General features: G+C 71.7%; 17 protein-coding genes. 8 read left to right on the plus strand and 9 right to left on the minus strand.

The features are described from left to right. The first annotated feature begins 41 nt into the window (after window positions 1–41). The 3 genes from ftsH to ACFVZH_RS17000 all read left to right on the plus strand — a co-directional run bounded on the left by ftsH (window position 42) and on the right by ACFVZH_RS17000 (window position 3,399). The gene (gene ftsH / locus ACFVZH_RS16990; protein ID WP_384897957.1) at window positions 42–2,060 is read left to right on the plus strand and encodes an ATP-dependent zinc metalloprotease FtsH; all 2,019 of its coding nucleotides are present in this window, start codon (window positions 42–44) and stop codon (window positions 2,058–2,060) included. A gap of 97 nt (window positions 2,061–2,157) precedes the next feature. Next, window positions 2,158–2,763, plus strand: a complete 606-nt coding sequence (gene folE, locus ACFVZH_RS16995) for a GTP cyclohydrolase I FolE (RefSeq protein ID WP_384897959.1) — start codon at window positions 2,158–2,160, stop codon at window positions 2,761–2,763. Between the two features lie 72 nt (window positions 2,764–2,835). Beyond that, window positions 2,836–3,399, plus strand: a complete 564-nt coding sequence (locus tag ACFVZH_RS17000) for a hypothetical protein (RefSeq protein WP_384897961.1) — start codon at window positions 2,836–2,838, stop codon at window positions 3,397–3,399. A gap of 68 nt (window positions 3,400–3,467) precedes the next feature. On the opposite strand, the gene ACFVZH_RS17005 is transcribed toward ACFVZH_RS17000, so the two are convergent. From ACFVZH_RS17005 to ACFVZH_RS17030, 6 genes are all read right to left on the minus strand, one after another. Further along, window positions 3,468–3,953, minus strand: a complete 486-nt coding sequence (locus ACFVZH_RS17005) for a DUF3180 domain-containing protein (protein WP_384897963.1) — start codon at window positions 3,951–3,953, stop codon at window positions 3,468–3,470. Window positions 3,954–3,999: 46 nt separating this feature from the next. Next, complete coding sequence (gene folK / locus ACFVZH_RS17010; protein ID WP_384897965.1) at window positions 4,000–4,599, minus strand: 2-amino-4-hydroxy-6-hydroxymethyldihydropteridine diphosphokinase; 600 nt, start codon at window positions 4,597–4,599, stop codon at window positions 4,000–4,002. Beyond that, window positions 4,596–4,955: a dihydroneopterin aldolase gene (gene folB, locus ACFVZH_RS17015; protein WP_017240053.1), complete on the minus strand. Its 360-nt coding sequence runs from the start codon at window positions 4,953–4,955 to the stop codon at window positions 4,596–4,598. The genes folK and folB overlap by 4 nt, the downstream gene beginning before the upstream one ends. Window positions 4,956–5,076: 121 nt before the next feature. Then, the gene (locus tag ACFVZH_RS17020; protein WP_384898080.1) at window positions 5,077–5,496 is read right to left on the minus strand and encodes a nuclear transport factor 2 family protein; all 420 of its coding nucleotides are present in this window, start codon (window positions 5,494–5,496) and stop codon (window positions 5,077–5,079) included. Window positions 5,497–5,561: 65 nt separating this feature from the next. Beyond that, entirely contained in the window at window positions 5,562–6,422 is an 861-nt protein-coding gene (folP, locus tag ACFVZH_RS17025; RefSeq protein ID WP_384897967.1) for a dihydropteroate synthase, read from the minus strand. A 28-nt stretch (window positions 6,423–6,450) separates the two neighbouring features. Then, a complete protein-coding gene (locus ACFVZH_RS17030; protein ID WP_384897969.1) occupies window positions 6,451–8,292 on the minus strand; it encodes a phosphatidylglycerol lysyltransferase domain-containing protein in 1,842 nt (613 codons plus the stop codon). Between the two features lie 185 nt (window positions 8,293–8,477). On the opposite strand from ACFVZH_RS17030, the gene ACFVZH_RS17035 reads away from it, so the two are divergent. Beyond that, complete coding sequence (locus tag ACFVZH_RS17035) at window positions 8,478–9,590, plus strand: alpha/beta hydrolase (protein WP_384897971.1); 1,113 nt, start codon at window positions 8,478–8,480, stop codon at window positions 9,588–9,590. A gap of 57 nt (window positions 9,591–9,647) precedes the next feature. Here the strand turns inward: ACFVZH_RS17035 and ACFVZH_RS17040 are convergent, their stop codons facing one another. Next, window positions 9,648–10,619: an ABC transporter ATP-binding protein gene (locus ACFVZH_RS17040; protein WP_384897973.1), complete on the minus strand. Its 972-nt coding sequence runs from the start codon at window positions 10,617–10,619 to the stop codon at window positions 9,648–9,650. 142 nt (window positions 10,620–10,761) lie between these two features. On the opposite strand from ACFVZH_RS17040, the gene ACFVZH_RS17045 reads away from it, so the two are divergent. The 4 genes from ACFVZH_RS17045 (at window position 10,762) to ACFVZH_RS17060 (ending at window position 14,399) form a co-directional block, all read left to right on the plus strand. Next, window positions 10,762–11,448, plus strand: coding sequence for an ABC transporter permease (locus ACFVZH_RS17045; RefSeq protein WP_384897975.1), 687 nt, complete (start codon window positions 10,762–10,764; stop codon window positions 11,446–11,448). 1 nt (window position 11,449) lies between these two features. Next, window positions 11,450–12,187 (plus strand): ABC transporter permease, encoded by a 738-nt coding sequence (locus ACFVZH_RS17050; RefSeq protein ID WP_384897977.1) that lies wholly within the window; start codon window positions 11,450–11,452, stop codon window positions 12,185–12,187. Window positions 12,188–12,193: 6 nt separating this feature from the next. After that, window positions 12,194–13,180, plus strand: coding sequence for an ABC transporter substrate-binding protein (locus ACFVZH_RS17055; RefSeq protein WP_384897979.1), 987 nt, complete (start codon window positions 12,194–12,196; stop codon window positions 13,178–13,180). A gap of 130 nt (window positions 13,181–13,310) precedes the next feature. Further along, complete coding sequence (locus tag ACFVZH_RS17060; RefSeq protein WP_384897981.1) at window positions 13,311–14,399, plus strand: hypothetical protein; 1,089 nt, start codon at window positions 13,311–13,313, stop codon at window positions 14,397–14,399. A gap of 133 nt (window positions 14,400–14,532) precedes the next feature. On the opposite strand, the gene ACFVZH_RS17065 is transcribed toward ACFVZH_RS17060, so the two are convergent. Together ACFVZH_RS17065 and ACFVZH_RS17070 are read right to left on the minus strand one after the other, a co-directional pair. Then, window positions 14,533–15,675 (minus strand): NADH-quinone oxidoreductase subunit D, encoded by a 1,143-nt coding sequence (locus ACFVZH_RS17065; RefSeq protein ID WP_384897983.1) that lies wholly within the window; start codon window positions 15,673–15,675, stop codon window positions 14,533–14,535. Window positions 15,676–15,719: 44 nt separating this feature from the next. After that, complete coding sequence (locus ACFVZH_RS17070; RefSeq protein ID WP_384898082.1) at window positions 15,720–16,700, minus strand: SAM-dependent methyltransferase; 981 nt, start codon at window positions 16,698–16,700, stop codon at window positions 15,720–15,722. Window positions 16,701–16,800: the final 100 nt, after the last annotated feature.

Consider the following 16,800-nt stretch of genomic DNA (forward strand, 5'->3'; position numbering starts at 1 on the left):
TCCTACGGGCAGGAGGGACGGGGCGTACTCGCTCCGTATGGATGGACGTGAAGCGATACTTCCGTGGGCCGGTCATGTGGATCGTGCTGGCCGTCCTCGCCGTGGTCGTGCTGATGCAGGTCGTCGGCTCGTCCGAGGGCTACAAGACGGTGGACACCGGCAAGGTCGTCCAGGCGATCGACAAGAACCAGGTCAAGCAGGCAAAGGTCACCACCGGTGACGAGCAGATCATCAAGATCGAACTCGTCGACGGTCAGAAGATCGACAAGAGCAGCAAGGTCCAGGCCAGCTACATCGGCAGCCAGGGCGTGGACATCGCCGACAAGCTCCAGGAGAAGTTCGAGGCCGGGCAGATCGAGAAGGGCTACACCGTCTCCCCGACGAAGCAGTCGCCCTTCGTCTCGATCCTGCTCTCCCTCCTCCCCTTCGTCCTGATCGTCGTCGTCTTCCTCTTCCTGATGAACCAGATGCAGGGCGGCGGCTCCCGCGTCATGCAGTTCGGCAAGTCCAAGGCGAAGCTCATCACCAAGGACACGCCGAAGACCACCTTCGCCGACGTCGCCGGCGCGGACGAGGCCGTCGAGGAACTCCACGAGATCAAGGAATTCCTCCAGGAGCCCGCGAAGTTCCAGGCCGTCGGCGCCAAGATCCCCAAGGGCGTCCTGCTCTACGGCCCGCCCGGAACCGGCAAGACGCTCCTCGCGCGCGCCGTCGCCGGCGAGGCCGGGGTTCCCTTCTACTCGATCTCCGGCTCCGACTTCGTCGAGATGTTCGTGGGTGTCGGCGCCTCCCGCGTCCGCGACCTCTTCGAGCAGGCCAAGGCCAACGCCCCGGCCATCGTCTTCGTCGACGAGATCGACGCCGTCGGACGCCACCGCGGCGCCGGCCTCGGCGGCGGCCACGACGAGCGCGAGCAGACGCTCAACCAGCTCCTCGTCGAGATGGACGGCTTCGACGTGAAGGGCGGCGTCATCCTGATCGCCGCCACGAACCGGCCCGACATCCTCGACCCGGCCCTCCTGCGCCCCGGCCGATTCGACCGGCAGATCGCCGTCGACCGCCCGGACATGCAGGGCCGTCTGGAGATCCTCAAGGTCCACCAGAAGGGCAAGCCGGTCGCCCCGGACGTCGACCTCGGCGCCGTCGCCCGACGCACCCCCGGCTTCACCGGTGCCGACCTCTCCAACGTCCTCAACGAGGCGGCGCTCCTCACCGCGCGCGGCGATCAGAAGCTGATCGACAACCACGCGCTCGACGAGGCCATCGACCGTGTGGTCGCGGGCCCGCAGAAGCGGACCCGGATCATGTCGGACAAGGAGAAGAAGATCACCGCGTACCACGAGGGCGGCCACGCCCTCGTCGCGGCGGCCTCGCCGAACTCCGACCCCGTCCACAAGATCACCATCCTGTCCCGCGGCCGCGCCCTGGGCTACACGATGGTCCTCCCGGACGAGGACAAGTACTCGACCACCCGCAACGAGATGCTCGACCAGCTCGCCTACATGCTGGGCGGCCGCGCGGCCGAGGAGCTCGTCTTCCACGACCCGACCACGGGCGCGGCGAACGACATCGAGAAGGCCACCACCACGGCCCGCGCGATGGTCACCCAGTACGGCATGACCGAGCGGCTCGGCGCCATCAAGTTCGGCGGCGACAACACGGAGCCGTTCCTCGGCCGCGAGATGGCGCACCAGCGCGACTACTCGGAAGAGGTCGCGGCGCTGGTCGACGAAGAGGTCAAGAAGCTCATCGAGACCGCGCACAACGAGGCATGGGAGATCCTCGTCGAGAACCGTGACCTTCTCGACAACCTGGTCCTCGCCCTGCTGGAGAAGGAGACGCTGGGCAAGGAGGAGATCGCCGAGATCTTCGCCCCCATCGTCAAGCGTCCGGCCCGCCCGGCCTGGACCGGCTCCTCCCGCCGCACGCCCTCGACGCGTCCGCCGGTGCTCTCCCCCAAGGAGCTCGCCCTGACGAACAGCGCCAACGGCACGGCGGCCCCGGTGGTCGACACCACCAAGGGCATCGACATCGCCCCGGTCGACACCCCCGAGGACTGACCGTCCCACCCCGGAATGGCTGCCGCGCCCCCACAGGTTTTAGCCTGTGGGGGCGCGGCTTTTCGCGCACATCAGTCAGACGGAACGAGGCACAGAGATGACCGACCCGGTGACCCTGGACGGCGAGGGCACGATCGGCGAGTTCGACGAGAAGCGCGCCGAGGCCGCCGTCCGCGAACTCCTCATCGCCGTCGGCGAGGACCCCGACCGCGAGGGCCTGCGCGAGACACCGGCGCGGGTGGCGCGGGCGTACAAGGAGCTGTTCGCGGGGCTGTGGCAGAAGCCCGAGGACGTTCTGACGACGACGTTCGACCTCGGACACGACGAGATGGTCCTCGTGAAGGACATCGAACTGACAAGTCAGTGTGAACATCATTTGCTGCCATTCCATGGCGTAGCTCACATTGGTTACATTCCGGCTGAATCGGGCAAGATCACCGGCCTGTCCAAGCTGGCTCGTCTCGTCGAAGTCTTCGCGCGCCGCCCGCAGGTCCAGGAGCGCCTGACGACGCAGATCGCCGACTCGCTGATGCGCATCCTCGATGCCCGTGGTGCGATCGTCGTCATCGAGGCGGAGCACATGTGCATGGCTCTGCGCGGTGTCCGTAAACCGGGCGCGAAGACGACGACCTCGGCGGTACGTGGGCAACTTCGTGACGCTACTACACGCGCCGAGGCTATGTCCCTGATAATGGCCCGTTAGTGGCGGGCTGTCCGTCTTGCTCCCTACCGTCCTTGATCAGTGGAGTTGATCGCTGATCAAGGGGGGATCGGTATGGGGTACGGGCCCACCAGCAAGATGCTGGTGAACCTCGTGGACGGCTGTGTCCAGGCAAAGAACGTCGCTCCGGGCAGTGCGATGTGGACGCTGGACGGCGACCGGACGGTGCAGACCACGGTCGTGGACGTGAGGGCGGCGAAGGCGCGTGCTGCCGTCGATGTGGTTACCGACCACATGACCTTCACCGCCAGCCCGGACCTGCTCCTTGCCACGCCGGACGGGTGGGCACGCGCGGCGGGCGCTGCGGGGACGACGATCGCCTGGACGCATGCACGGAAGCTGTGCCGGGAACGGCTGACGATCAGGCCGGGGTACGAGTTCGGCTACTTCGTCGGGGCCACCTGCGCCGACGGTACGGTCGGCAGGAACTACGTGTCGCTGGTCGTGAACGAGGAGGGCTTCGCCTCCCGATACGCGGCTGCGCTGACCACCTGCACCGGCTTGCCCGCCCGTCTGGAAGCGGTGAGCCGGCCCTCCGGCTATCTGAAGCGCGACCTGCCGGGCTTCCGGGTGCGGGTCGTCTCCTCGTACCTGTCCGACGCGATGCGGCACTGGTGAACGGGCACCTCGTGCGGGAGCCCTGGTAGGAGGCGGGGCAGAGCAGGGAAGGGGTGTGCTTCGGGGTTTCAGGAGACGGGGGCGTGGCCCTTGCCGTTCTCGTCGTCGTCGGGGAGCTTGCAGACGCGTTCCAGGAAGAGGGCGGCGGCGATGACGGCGATGCCCGCGGCGACGGCGAGGGCGGCGTAGAGGGCCTGGTCGCGGCGGGCGGGGACGTCGAGGGATCCGAGCAGGAAGACGCCGGTGCCGCCGTACATGCCGGCGACGAGGGAGGCGACCAGGGCGCTGGCCTGGCCGAAGACCACGGCGCGGGCCGCCATGAGGGGTTCGACGCCCTTGGCGCCGGGGCGGCGCTCGCGCTGGGCCTTGAGGCGGACCCGGATCGAGAGGGCGGTCGCGGTGAGGACGACGGCGATCACGGCGAGGACGATGGGTGCGGCGATCGGCACGCTGGGGAGGGTGCCGACCGAGTCCCAGAGGCGGGCGGCACCCCAGGAGAGGATGCCGGCCACGAGGAACAGTCCGGCGAGCACCTTCAGCCGCAGTTGTTTCACCGGGTGTCCTTCATGTGGTCGCGGGCGGTTGCCACGAGCCTAACGACTACTCGGGCAGACGGAGTTCCAGGTCGACACGGGGAGTGACGTCGTCGCGGCCGAGGGCGGCGAGGAGCGCGGCGACGGTGCCGTGGCCGGGGAGCTGGGCCTCGGGGTCGATGTCCTGCCAGGGGGCGAGGACGAAGGCGCGCTGGTGGGCGCGGGGGTGCGGGAGGGTGAGGACGGGGTCCTCGGAGACGACGTCCGCGTACGTGATGATGTCGACGTCCAGGGTGCGGGCGCCCCAGCGCTCCTCGCGGACGCGGTGGAACGCCTCCTCGACGGCCTGGGCGCGCTCCAGCAGGGAGGAGGGCGGCAGCGTCGTCCTGACCAGGGCGACGGCGTTCAGGTAGGAGGGCTGGCTGCCGGGCTCGACGCCCCAGGGCTCCGTCTCGTAGACGGGGGAGACGGCCTTGACCCGGAGGCCCGGGGTGTCCGCCAGGGCGTCGACGGCCCCCTGGAGGGTCTCCAGGCGGTTGCCGAGGTTGGCGCCGAGGGCGAGGACGGCCCAGCGGGGGTTGGAGAGGGTGGTGTCGGCGGCGTCGACGGTCGCGACGACGGAGGCCGGTACGGGCTGGACGGTGGGGTCGCTCTGCGTCGGCTTCATCGTCGGCTCCGGGTGATCGTGATGGTGACGTCGTCGAAGGGCACGGTGATGGGTGCGTCCGGCTTGTGGACGACGACTTCCACCTCCTGGACCCCGGCGTGGCTGAGGCATTGCTGGGCGATGCGCTCGGCGAGGGTTTCGATGAGGTCGACGGGTTCGCCCTGGACGACGTCGACGACCTCTTCGGCGACGATGCCGTAGTGCACGGTCTTCGCCAGGTCGTCGTCGGCCGCCGCGGGGCGGGTGTCCAGGCCGAGGACCAGGTCCACGATGAAGGTCTGGCCCTCCTCGCGCTCCTTGGGGAAGACGCCGTGGTGGCCTCGGGCCTTGAGGCCGCGCAGCGCGACACGATCCACGCGAATCACTCCTGCTGTCGTAGTTCGGGTGGCCACGCAGCCGGGTGCGGACGGCCGGGTGTCCACTGTCGAATCTACCTGCGGGGACCGACAGCGCTTGCCCTTGGGGGGCGTGGGCGGGTCAGGCGGGGGGTTCGGTGCCGTCGACGCCGGGCCGTTCGGTGTCCTCTTCGTCGTTGTCGGTGAGGACGGGGGAGGCGTGGTGGGACCAGATCTTCCAGCCGTCGGGGGTGCGGCGGAACACGTTGGTGGCGACCACGAGCTGGCCGACGAGGGGGCCGAGCTCGGCGCCGTCCTCGGCGGGACCTCCGCTGAGGATGTTCTCGGTGCAGGTGACCACGGCGGTGCCGTCGGCGAGGGAGATCTCCAGGTCGGTGAGGAAGAACTGGATGTACTCGGTGTTCGCCATGATCAGGGCGTACGAGCGGAGGACGTCGCCGCGGCCGGTGAGGACGGGCCAGCCGGGGTGGACGCAGGTGATGGGGGTCGCGCCGTCGTCGAGCCAGAGGGCGGAGACGCCTTCGAAGTCGCCGGTCTCCATCGCCTCGTAGAAGGCGGTGTTGGCGGCTTCGACGGCCGCTTCGTCGGTGCTGCGGCCCGTGCGGCTCACGCGGCTCCCTCGACGGCTCGGGCGACTCGTACGGCGTCGGCGGTGGCCCTGACCTCGTGGACGCGGACGGCCCACGCGCCCGCGTGGGCGGCGAGGGCGGAGACGGCGGCGGTGGCGGCGTCGCGTTCGCGGGCGGGCGGCGGGGCGGCGCCCTCGCGGGTGAGGACGTGGCCGAGGAAGCGTTTGCGGGAGGCGGCGACCAGGAGGGGCCGGCCGAGGGCGCGGAGCTCGGGGAGATGGGCGACGAGGGCGAGGTCGTGGGGGGCGAGCTTGGCGAAGCCGAGGCCGGGGTCGACGACGATGCGTTCGGGGTGGACGCCGCCGGCGACGACGGCTTCCAGGCGGGTGCGGAGTTCGCCGACGACCTCGCCGACGACGTCGTCGTAGACGGCGAGGCTGTTCATGTCCTGGCTGAAGCCGCGCCAGTGCATGACGACGAAGGGGACCTCGGCGGCGGCGACGGCGGGGACCATGGCCGGGTCGGCGAGGCCGCCGCTGACGTCGTTGACGAGGACGGCGCCGGCGTCGACGGCGCGGGCGGCGACCCGGGCGCGCATGGTGTCGACGGAGACGGTGACGCCTTCGGCGGCGAGGCCGCGGACCACGGGGACGACGCGGCGGAGTTCTTCTTCCTCGTCGACGCGGGTGGCGCCCGGTCGGGTGGATTCGCCGCCGACGTCGACGAGGTCGGCGCCTTCGGCGACGAGTTCGAGGCCGTGTTTGACGGCGGCCGTGGTGTCGAACCAGCGGCCGCCGTCGGAGAAGGAGTCGGGGGTCACGTTGACCACGCCCATGACCGCGCAGCGGTCCCACTCCGGCAGGCCCCGGGCGGTGCCCCGGTCGATCGTCGTACTCATGTGTCCAGCGTAGGGCCCTGGGGCGAGATCAGGCCGCGCGGACCTCGCGCTCGGCGGTGGCCGGGACGATGTGGGCGCAGGGCCGGGGGGTCGGTGCGGGGCGTCGGCGGGTGAAGGGGCGGGGCAGGGAGAGGTTGACGAAGCCTTCGGCCTGCATGGCGGCGAAGCCGATGCGGGGGAGGTCGCGGCTGGCGCGGTAGACGACGAAGCGGGGTTCCCAGCGTGGCCGGAACTTGGCGTTGAACTTGTAGAGCGACTCGATCTGGAACCAGCGGGAGAGGAAGACGAGCAGGCCGCGCCAGACGCGGAGCACGGGGCCGGCGCCGATCTTCTCGCCGCGGGCGAGGGCGGACCGGAACATGGCGAAGTTGAGCGAGACGCGTTCGATGCCGAGGTCGGGCGCGGCCTGGAGGGCGGCGACGATCAGGAGTTCGTTCATGCCGGGGTCGGCGGAGCGGTCGCGGCGCATGAGTTCGAGGGACATGCCGTCGGGGCCCCAGGGGACGAAGTGGATGATCGCCTTGAGGTCGCCGTAGGGGGATGCGGTGTTGTCGTCGTCGTGCTTGTGGGCGGTCGCTATGACGGCGTCGCCGTCGCCGGGGGCGCCGATGCGGCCGAGGGCCATGGAGAAGCCGCGCTCGGTGTCGGTGCCGCGCCAGGCGGCGGCGGCGCGGCGGACGTGGGCGAGTTCGTCTTCGTCGAGGTCGCGGACGCGGCGGACCCGGGTGGTGTAGCCGTTGCGTTCGATGCGTTTCACCATCTGGCGGACGTTGCGCATGGCGCGGCCGGCGAGGGAGAAGTCCGCGACGTCGACGACGGCTTCGTCGCCGAGTTCGAGGGCGTCGAGGCCGGTCTCGCGGGTCCAGACCTGGCCGCCGGTCTCGGAGCAGCCCATGACGGCGGGGGTCCAGGAGTGGGCCTTGGCTTCGTCCATGAAGCGTTCGATGGCGCCGGGCCAGGCTTCGACGTCGCCGATGGGGTCGCCGCTGGCGAGCATGACGCCGGAGACGACGCGGTAGCAGACGGCGGCCTTGCCGCTGGGGGAGAAGACGACGCCCTTGTCGCTGCGGAGTGCGAAGTGGCCGAGGGAGTCGCGGCCGCCGTGCTGGTCGAGGAGGGCGCGCAGGCGGGTCTCGTCGTCGTCGGTGAGGCGGGCGGCGGGGTGTTCGGGGCGGAACGCGAGGTAGATGGTGGTGAGGGCGGTGAGCATGCCGAGGGCGCCGAGGGAGTAGCCGACGGTCCAGTCGACGCCCTTGGTGTAGCCGACGGGGCCTTCGACGCCGAAGAGTCCGTACAGGACGTGTTCGAGGCGGTCGGCGAGGCTGGGGCTGCCGATGACGCGGCGGGGGTGGGCGCTGACGATGACGAGGCCGAGGGCGATGGATCCGGCCCCCATGACGACGAAGTTGGCGAGGGCGCGCCAGCGGCTGCGGGGGTCGGGCAGTGCGGCGAATTCGCTCCGGTGGCGCAGCAGCAGGGCGAGGAGGGCGAGGGAGAGGAGGGCGCCGAGGACGGAGTGGCGCCAGACGAACTGGGCCAGGCCGCCGAGGGGGAGCAGGACGACGGCGGCACGCCAGGCGCGGCGTTTGTGGCGTTTGAGGCCGTGGGCGAGGAGCAGGAGGAGGACGCCGGCGCTCAGGGAGAGGGCGGCGGAGAGGGGGCCGAGGGTGCCGGGGAGGACTTCGGCGACGGCGTGCATGCGGCTGGCGCGGAATCGGGGGAAGACTCCGGCGGCGATGTCGATGAGTCCGATGAGGGTGCAGGCCGTGCCGACGAGGGCGGGGACCTTCTCGGGCCGGGGGCCGCGGAGAATCCGGCGTACCCGAACCGGAACCAATCCTGATTTGTCCCCATCTACCGTGACAGACATGGCTTCCCGTGCTTCCCGTGGTTCCCGTGGTCCCGCGAGGGGTCCTGCGAGGGCTCTCGACTCCGGTCGGGCCTCGCTGCGCGTTCGGCGGGCCGTTCCGGCTGGTGCGCCTTCTAGGACGGAGCCGTGCGGTGTCGGGTTCATCGGTTCACAGGAAATTCTCGGAAAGAAGGCTCGGTCGTCTCATGGGACTCACCAGCGACAAGGTGCTCTGGTCGGCAGTGGCGCTGGCCGTGCTGCTGTTCGTGGCCACGGTGCTGCTGTGGCCGCGGCTCGCGCGGAGCGGGTGGCGTCGCGTCGTGGGGCGGGTGGGGCTGCTGCTCGTGACCCAGGTGGCGCTGTTCGCGGCGGTGGGACTGGCGGCGAACCGGTCGTTCCTCTTCTACGGTTCGTGGGCCGACCTCTTCGGCCGGGAGCAGGGCATGGGGGTGGTCGTCGACCACGCGGCGGGTTCGAAGGACGTCCGGGTGGTGGGGACGCGGACGCTCGACGTGCCGGGCGCCGGGCGTCCCGCGATCGGCGGTCAGATACAGAAGGTCGTCATAGCGGGGGACCGGTCCGGGATCGTCTCGCCGGCGTACGTGTACCTCCCTCCGGAGTACTTCCAGGCGCGGTACGCGAAGCGGACGTTCCCGGCGGCGGTGGTGCTCACCGGATATCCGGGCATGGCGGAGAACCTGATCAAGGGGCTGAAGTACCCCAAGACGGCGTACGTCCAGGCGAGGGAGGGGCGGATGCAGCCGATGATCCTGGTGATGCTGCGTCCGACGGTGGCACCGCCGCGGGACACCGAGTGCGTGGACGTCCCCGGGGGTCCGCAGACGGAGACCTTCTTCGCGGAGGATCTGCCGAGGGCTGTCTCGGAGACGTACCGGGTGGGGACGAAGCCCCGGAACTGGGGGTTCATGGGGAACTCCACGGGGGCGTACTGCGCGCTGAAGATCGCGCTGCACCATCCGGACCGGTTCGCGGCGGGGGCGGGGTTCTCGGCGTACTACCGGGCCGCGGAGGACGTCACGACGGGTGATCTCTTCCATGGCGACGACCGGCTGCGCAAGCGGTCCGACCTGCTGTGGAGCCTGGACCACCTGCCGCAGGGGAACTCGTCGTTCCTGGTGACGACGTCGAAGCGGGGCGAGGACAACCTGAAGGGCACGCGGGAGTTCGTCCGGAAGGTGAAGAGTCCGGCGGAGGTCTCGTCGATCACGCTGGAGAGCGGCGGCCACAACTTCAACACGTGGAACCGGGAGATCCCGGCGGGTCTTGTCTGGATGGGCGGAAAGCTCAGCGCCACCTGATCCGGGTGTCGCCGCCCGGCTCCGCCGCCGCCCGGCCGGTGCGCGCACCGGCCCCGGTCACTCCTGGGTGGCCCGGCGCAGGGCGCGGTGGACGCCGGCCGGGGTGAGGACGCCGAGCGGGTCGCCGTCGGCGCCGGTGACCGTGAGGCGGCCGGTGTCGTGCTGGAGGAGTACGGCGAGGGCGTCCTTCAGGGAGGTCCCGAGGGGTACGGGGGCGGGGGCGCCGTCCTCCGGGGTCCCGGCGTCCTTCGCCCACGGGTCGAGGTCGGCCTTGGTGACCGGGGTGACGGCGAGCCGTTTGAGGCCGCGGTCGCTGCCGACGAAGTCCGCGACGTAGGGGGTGGCGGGGGAGGCGAGGACGGTGGCCGGGGCGTCGAACTGCTCGATGCGGCCCTGCCCGTAGACGGCCATGCGGTCGCCCATGCGGACGGCTTCCTCGATGTCGTGGGTGACGAGGAGGACCGTCTTGCGGACGGTGGCCTGGAGGGCGAGGAACTCGTTCTGGAGGCGTTCGCGGACGACGGGGTCGACGGCGCCGAAGGGCTCGTCCATGAGCAGGACGGGCGGGTCGGCGGCGAGGGCGCGGGCGACGCCGACGCGCTGGCGCTGTCCGCCGGAGAGCTGGGCGGGGTAGCGCGGGCCGTAGGTGGCCGGGTCGAGGCCGACGAGGTCGAGGAGTTCGGCGGCACGCGCGCGTGCGGCGGCCTTCTTCCAGCCGAGGAGGGCGGGGACGGTCGCCGTGTTGTCGAGGACGGTCCGGTGGGGGAAGAGCCCGACCTGCTGGATGACGTAGCCGATCTTGCGGCGCAGGGCGACCGGGTCGACGCCGGAGATGTCCTCGCCGTCGACGAGGACGCGGCCCGAGGTCGGCTCGACGAGCCGGTTCACCATCATCATCGTGGTCGTCTTGCCGCAGCCGGACGGCCCGACCAGGGTGACGAGTTCGCCCTCGGCGACCTCGAAGGAGAGGTCGTCGACGGCGGTGGTGCCGTCGGCGTACCGCTTGGTCACGTGCTCGAACCGGATCATGGTTCCCCATTCTGGCCCCTGGGTGCCGGGGGTGTGTGAAGGGCGTGTTGCCGCATTGTGGCGAGTTCCGGGGATTGTCGGTGGCGGGGGTTAGGGTCGTCAGACAAGCGTTCGGGAGGGTGGAGCCCCGGGGGGAGGGACGATGAGCGCGCCGAACTGTCTGGTCGCGAACGACTGGATCTGCGGGGAGTATCTGCGTACGCGCAGCCGGGAGTTGACGGACGCGCTGCTCCAGCATGTGGGAATCACGGTCGCGTCCGTGCTGATCGCCCTCGCCGTCTCGGTGCCCCTCGCGCTCCTCGTGCGGGCCAGGCCCCGGTTCGCCGGTCCGGTCCTCGGCCTCACCACCCTGCTCTACACGGTGCCGTCGCTCGCGATGTTCTCGCTGCTCCTGCCCTTCTTCGGGCTGTCGGCGGCGCTGGTGGTGACCGGGCTCGTGCTGTACGCCCTGACGATCCTCGTGCGGAACACGCTGGCCGGGCTCGCCGCGGTGCCGGCCGAGACACGGGAGGCCGCGCGGGGCATGGGGTACGGCTCGTGGCGGCTGCTGTGGCAGGTCGAACTCCCGCTGGCGCTCCCGGTGCTGATGGCCGGCGTCCGGATGGCGACGGTCTCCACGATCGCGTTGACCACGGTCGGCTCGGTCGTCGGCCGCGGCGGACTCGGCAACCTCATCGAGGACGCGCTGCCGACCTTCTTCAAGGCGCAGATGCTCGCCGCCTCGGTGCTGTGCGTGCTGCTCGCCGTCGTCGCCGACCTGCTCCTCCTGGGCCTCCAGCGGCTGCTCACGCCGTGGACCCGGATACGGACCGCGCCGGGGGGTGGGTGAGATGGGGGTCGTGACGGATGCCTGGGCCTGGCTCACCACCGGCGCGCACTGGGCGGGCGAGGACGGCGTCGGGCAGCGGCTCGCCGAGCACGTGTACGTGAGCGGGGCGGCGCTGCTGATCGCCGGGGCGCTCGCGCTGCCGCTGGGGCTGTGGCTCGGCCACCTCGGCCGGGGCGGGGCGCTCGCGGTGAACGTGTCGAACGTGGGGCGGGCGATCCCCGTCTTCGCGGTCCTCGCCCTGTTCATGGTGTCGCCCCTGCGGAACGCCGGGTACGTGCCGACCGTCGTGGCCCTGGTGCTCTTCGCGATACCCCCGCTCCTCACCAACGCGTACGTGGGGGTGCGGGAGGTGGACCGGGCCGCCGTGCGGGCCGCGCGGGGCATGGGGATGACGGGTGGCCAGCTCTTCCGCAAGGTCGAACTCCCGCTGGCCCGGCCGGTGGTGATGACCGGGGTGCGGTCGGCGGCGGTGCAGGTGGTGGCCACGGCGACGGTCGCGGCGATGGTCGGCCAGGGCGGCCTGGGCCGGATCATCACCGCGGGCTTCGCCACGTACGACACCGCGCAGGTCGTCGCCGGTGCGGTGCTCGTGGCCCTGCTGGCCCTCCTGGTGGAGGGCGCGCTGGTGGGCGCGGAGCGCCTCTTCGGCCAGCTCGCACGCTTCGACGGACTCGCACGCGTCGAAGGACGCGCAGGACGCGCGCGACGCGCGCGCTTCGAACGACTTACTGAACGCTGACTGGGGATGGGTGATCTCGTGAACAGGGTCTCGCGTATCGCGGGCGCGGTACTGGGTACGGCGGCGCTGACCGTCGGGCTCGCCGCGTGCGGCGGTGACAGCCTGGAGGAGGGCAAGAAGAGCTCCGGGGGCACCGGGAGCGCGAAGAAGGGCTCGCTGGTGGTGGGCGCCGCGGCCTTCACCGAGGCCAAGGTCCTCGCCGAGCTGTACGCCCAGGTGCTGGGGGACGCCGGATACTCCGTGTCGATCACCACCGTGAAGAATCGCGAGCTGTACGAGCCGTCCTTGGAGAAGGGCGAGATCGACGTCGTACCGGAATACGCGGCGACGATCGCGGAATTCCTCAACGCGAAGGTGAACGGGCCGAAGGCGCCCGAGGAGAAGCCGGTCGCCTCGGGTGACGCGACGGCGACGGTGGAGGCGCTGCGGAAGCTCGCGGAACCGCGCGGTCTGAAGGTGCTCGCGGTCGGTGCGGCCGTCGATCAGAACGCCTTCGCGGTGACGAAGGAATTCGCCGCGAAGAACAAGCTGACGACCCTTTCCGATCTCGGCCGTTCCAAGCTGAAGGTGAAGATCGCGGCCGGTGACGAATGCGCGGTACGGCCGTTCTGCGCGCCCGGTCTGAAGAAGACGTACGGGATCGACGTGACCGGGATCGACCCCAAGGGCGTCGGCACCCCGCAGGCGAAGCAGGCGGTCAAGGACGGTGTGGACCAGCTGGTCCTGACCACCACCACGGACGCCACGATCGACGGCTACGGCCTGGTCTTCCTCACCGATGACAAGAAGCTGCAGAACGCCGACAACGTGCTGCCCGTGGTCAACGCCAAGGACGCCGGTTCTCCCGAGATAGCCGCCGCGCTCGACCGGCTCACCCAGGTGCTGACCACAGCGGATCTCGCCGAACTCAACCGCAAGGTGGACGCCGAGCGGGCGAAGCCGGAGGACGTCGCCAAGACCTATCTGGTGGAGAAGGGGCTGGTCGACAAGTAGTCCCCGGGTGAGGGGAGTCGGCCCGAAACGGAACCGGAACGGTTGGTATCCACTTCCTGTGGCGAGAAGTGGCCAAGAGATTGCCGGGCCGACACCCCACACAGTGCCTACGCACGGTAAATTTCAGGCCATGCCACGTGGACGCCACCGCCATTCCCCGCCTCTGCACAAGCTGCTGCCGCCCTCCGCGGTCGCCGGCGCCGCGGTCGTGTGCGCCGCGGCCGCCTGGCTGCCCGGCGACCTGGTGGTCGTCCGGCTGCTCGCCGCCGCCGCGGCGGCGGCCGCCGTCACCGGTGCCGTCCTCATGCGCAGCTGGGACCGGAGCGCCGGACTGCGGGTCGCCGAGCTCGACCGGGCGCGTACCGCCGACCAGTGGAAGTCCGAGGAGCGGACCGCCGAGCTGGAGTCCGACCTGGACGAGTCCCGCGCCCTGCGCGCCAAGCTCGACGCCAAGCTCCGCGCCAAGCGCGTGGAGCTCGCCGCGCTGCGCGGTGAGCACGCCGACCTCCTGCGCCGGTACGCCACGGCCGAGACCGAGCGGGCCAGTGCCCTGGAGGGCCGCCGCGTCCTCGCCCTGGAGACCACCGCCACCGGGGCCAAGGCGCTGCCGGCCGCCGGGGCCACACCCACCCCCGAGGCATACCGCCGCGCCGCCCAGGCGCTGCGCGACCTCCCGCGCAACGCCGCCGCGCAGCAGGCCCGCCGCACCACCGAGGCGGCCCGCGCCCGTGACCTCGCCGAGCGGGCCCGTGAGACGGAGGAACCGCAGGGGAAGCACGCGGCGGCCGCCGGAACCGAGCACGCCCGTCCGGCCGCCGCCGCTCTCGCCCTCCCGCCGGCCGTGTCCGCCCCCACCGCCCTGCCCGCGGTGCCGACCGCGAGCGCGATCGTCCCGTACGCGGCCCGCAGGCCCGTCCCGCGCCCCGAGGGCGGCTTCGACTTCTTCGGTATGCAGAAGGCGGCGGCGGCCATCGAGGCCGTCCAGCACACCGACCTCGCCGACGTCGTGGGCGAGGAGGTCCTCGAGGAGGTCCTCGCCGCCGAGACCTCGGCCGGTGCCCCGTTCCTCACCCCGGTCGGCAACCCCACCGCCGCCGCAGTGACCGTGCCGCGCGTGGCGGCCCCGCCGCGCGCGATCGGCCAGGTCATCGACCTGACCGCGCACGACGAGACCGAGCAGATCGACGTGGCCGAACTGCGCGGCGCCGTCAGCTCCTGACGCACCGCCGTCCGGGCCCGGACGGCCCCGGCACGACGAAGCCCCGCCCCCGGCACGACGAAGCCCCGCCGCGAAACGGCGGGGCTTCGTCGTGCCAGGGCGCGGCGACGGCCGGCCCGTCCCGGCCCGTCGCCTACTTGTCGATGTCGCCGACGACGAAGAACAGCGAGCCGAGGATCGCGACCATGTCGGCGACGAGCGTCCCCGGCAGCAGCTCGACCAGGGCCTGGATGTTGTTGAACGACGCCGAGCGCAGCTTCAGCCGGTACGGGGTCTTCTCGCCCTTCGACACCAGGTAGTAGCCGTTGATGCCGAGCGGGTTCTCGGTCCACGCGTACGTGTGGCCCTCCGGGGCCTTGAGCACCTTCGGCAGCCGCTGGTTGATCGGCCCCTGGGGCAGCTCCGCCATCCGGTCCAGGCAGGCGTCCGCCAGGTCCAGGGAGTTGTGGGTCTGGTCCAGCAGGCACTCGAACCGGGCGAGGCAGTCGCCCTCCTCGCGCACCACGACCCGCAGGGTGTCCTGAAGCTCCCCGTAGGCGAGGTACGGCTCGTCGCGGCGCAGGTCGAAGTCGACGCCCGAGGCGCGGGCGATGGGCCCCGACACCCCGTACGCGTGGACCGCGGCCGGCGACAGGACACCGACCCCGCGGGTACGGCCCCGGAAGATCTCGTTGCCGAGGACCAGCTTGTCGTACACGTCCATCCGCGACCGCACGTCCGCGACCGCCTGCCGCGCCCGTCCCAGCCACCCGGCCGGCAGGTCCTCCTTGAGGCCGCCGACCCGGTTGAACATGTAGTGCATCCGGCCGCCGGACACCTCCTCCATCACCGCCTGGAGCTCCTCGCGCTCCCGGAAGGCGTGGAAGACCGGGGTGATCCCGCCGAGTTCCAGGGGGTACGAGCCGAGGAACATCAGGTGGTTGAGGACGCGGTTCAGCTCGGCGAGGAGGGTCCGGGTCCACACGGCCCGCTCGGGGACCTCCATGCCCAGCATCCGCTCGACGGCCATCACCACGCCGAGCTCGTTGGAGAACGCGGAGAGCCAGTCGTGTCGGTTGGCCAGCATGATGATCTGCCGGTAGTCCCGCGCCTCGAAGAGCTTCTCGGCGCCGCGGTGCATGTAGCCGATCACCGGCTCGGCCTGCCGGACGACCTCGCCGTCGAGCACGAGCCGGAGCCGGAGCACACCGTGGGTCGAAGGGTGCTGCGGCCCGATGTTCAGCACCATGTCGGTGCTCTCCGCCGCGCCGCCGATGCCGACCGTCGTCTCCGTCATGCGGGACAGTATCCCCCTTGCCCCGAGCCCGCCGCCCGCCCCGTTCACCTGCCGGCCGGGACCCGCTGGACCAGCCACAGGAAGTCGCCGAGCCCGCCGCGTGCGGTGAGCTCGGCCGCCTCGCCGGCCGAGGCCAGCGCGCGCACGTAGCCGGCGGGGTCGGAGGAGGCCAGGGAGAGCGGCGGCCGTCCCCCGGACACCCCGAGCCGCCGCAGCGCCTCCCGCTGGGTGACCAGCTCGGCCGCCGGGAGCCCGGCCGCCGCGGTGCCGCACGCGTCCAGTGCCACGTGGGCGGTCAGGTCGCAGGTGCCGTCGGGGACGGGCGTCACCTCGCGGCCCGCGCGGAAGCCGGTGAGGGAGCCGAAGGGCGGCCGGGCGGCCCGTACGTGGGCGTAGTCGACGGCCACCGCGCGGCCCGCCGCGAGGCGGCCGACCGCCGTGGCCCACGCCTCGTCGCGGGGGCGCCCGATCTCGGCCCGGGTGCCGGGACCGGCCGGCGGCCACCAGCGGGCCAGCCACTCCGCGTCGGGGCCGGAGACGGGCGGGCCGAGCCGTTCCGTGCCGTCCGGGCGGACCTCCACGTACCGGGCGGCGCCCGCCTCGTCGACCTCGGCGACGTCCGCCGGCACGTTGTCGAGCCACTCGTTCGCGAAGAGCAGCCCGCGCACGCCCTCCGGCACCCGGTCCGTCCACTCGATCCGGGGGTCGAGCCCGGCCGGCCGGGCGGCGCGCTCCACCGCGACCGCCCGGACGGCGAGGCCGCTTCCGGCGGTCGCCGCGAGCACCCCGGTGAGCAGCTCGCCGCGGCCCGCGCCCACGTCCACCAGGTCCACCCGGGCCGACCCGAGCTCCTCCGCGACCTCTCCGAGCAGCCGGGCCACGGCCGCCGCGAAGAGGGGGGAGGCGTGCACCGAGGTGCGGAAGTGCCCCGCAGGACCCTCGGGTCGCAGATAGAAGCCCCCGGGGCCGTACAGCGCCCGCTCCGCGGCCGCCCGCCACCCCTGCCACTGACACGTCTCATCCATCACGGGCCCCAGTCTCCACCTCGGGGAGTACGGGCCCCCCGCCAAGGATCGACCCCACGGTTGATCCCTGCACCATCTCTCTGTCCCTACTCTGGGTGAC

The sequence above is a fragment of the Streptomyces sp. NPDC059534 genome (genome assembly GCF_042743475.1).
Classification (GTDB): domain Bacteria; phylum Actinomycetota; class Actinomycetes; order Streptomycetales; family Streptomycetaceae; genus Streptomyces.

Coding starts and splice junctions, on each gene's coding strand:
- ACFVZH_RS17070 (WP_384898082.1), bottom strand. CDS start 16,700: ATGGATGAGACGTGTCAGTGGCAGGGGTGGCGGGCGGCCGCGGAGCGG.
- ACFVZH_RS17045 (WP_384897975.1), top strand. CDS start 10,762: ATGAGCGCGCCGAACTGTCTGGTCGCGAACGACTGGATCTGCGGGGAG.
- folK (WP_384897965.1), bottom strand. CDS start 4,599: ATGAAGCCGACGCAGAGCGACCCCACCGTCCAGCCCGTACCGGCCTCC.
- ACFVZH_RS17000 (WP_384897961.1), top strand. CDS start 2,836: ATGGGGTACGGGCCCACCAGCAAGATGCTGGTGAACCTCGTGGACGGC.
- ACFVZH_RS17065 (WP_384897983.1), bottom strand. CDS start 15,675: ATGACGGAGACGACGGTCGGCATCGGCGGCGCGGCGGAGAGCACCGAC.
- folE (WP_384897959.1), top strand. CDS start 2,158: ATGACCGACCCGGTGACCCTGGACGGCGAGGGCACGATCGGCGAGTTC.
- ACFVZH_RS17035 (WP_384897971.1), top strand. CDS start 8,478: ATGGGACTCACCAGCGACAAGGTGCTCTGGTCGGCAGTGGCGCTGGCC.
- ACFVZH_RS17055 (WP_384897979.1), top strand. CDS start 12,194: ATGGGTGATCTCGTGAACAGGGTCTCGCGTATCGCGGGCGCGGTACTG.
- ftsH (WP_384897957.1), top strand. CDS start 42: ATGGACGTGAAGCGATACTTCCGTGGGCCGGTCATGTGGATCGTGCTG.
- ACFVZH_RS17020 (WP_384898080.1), bottom strand. CDS start 5,496: ATGGAGACCGGCGACTTCGAAGGCGTCTCCGCCCTCTGGCTCGACGAC.
- ACFVZH_RS17050 (WP_384897977.1), top strand. CDS start 11,450: ATGGGGGTCGTGACGGATGCCTGGGCCTGGCTCACCACCGGCGCGCAC.
- ACFVZH_RS17030 (WP_384897969.1), bottom strand. CDS start 8,292: ATGTCTGTCACGGTAGATGGGGACAAATCAGGATTGGTTCCGGTTCGG.
- ACFVZH_RS17060 (WP_384897981.1), top strand. CDS start 13,311: ATGCCACGTGGACGCCACCGCCATTCCCCGCCTCTGCACAAGCTGCTG.
- ACFVZH_RS17040 (WP_384897973.1), bottom strand. CDS start 10,619: ATGATCCGGTTCGAGCACGTGACCAAGCGGTACGCCGACGGCACCACC.
- folP (WP_384897967.1), bottom strand. CDS start 6,422: ATGAGTACGACGATCGACCGGGGCACCGCCCGGGGCCTGCCGGAGTGG.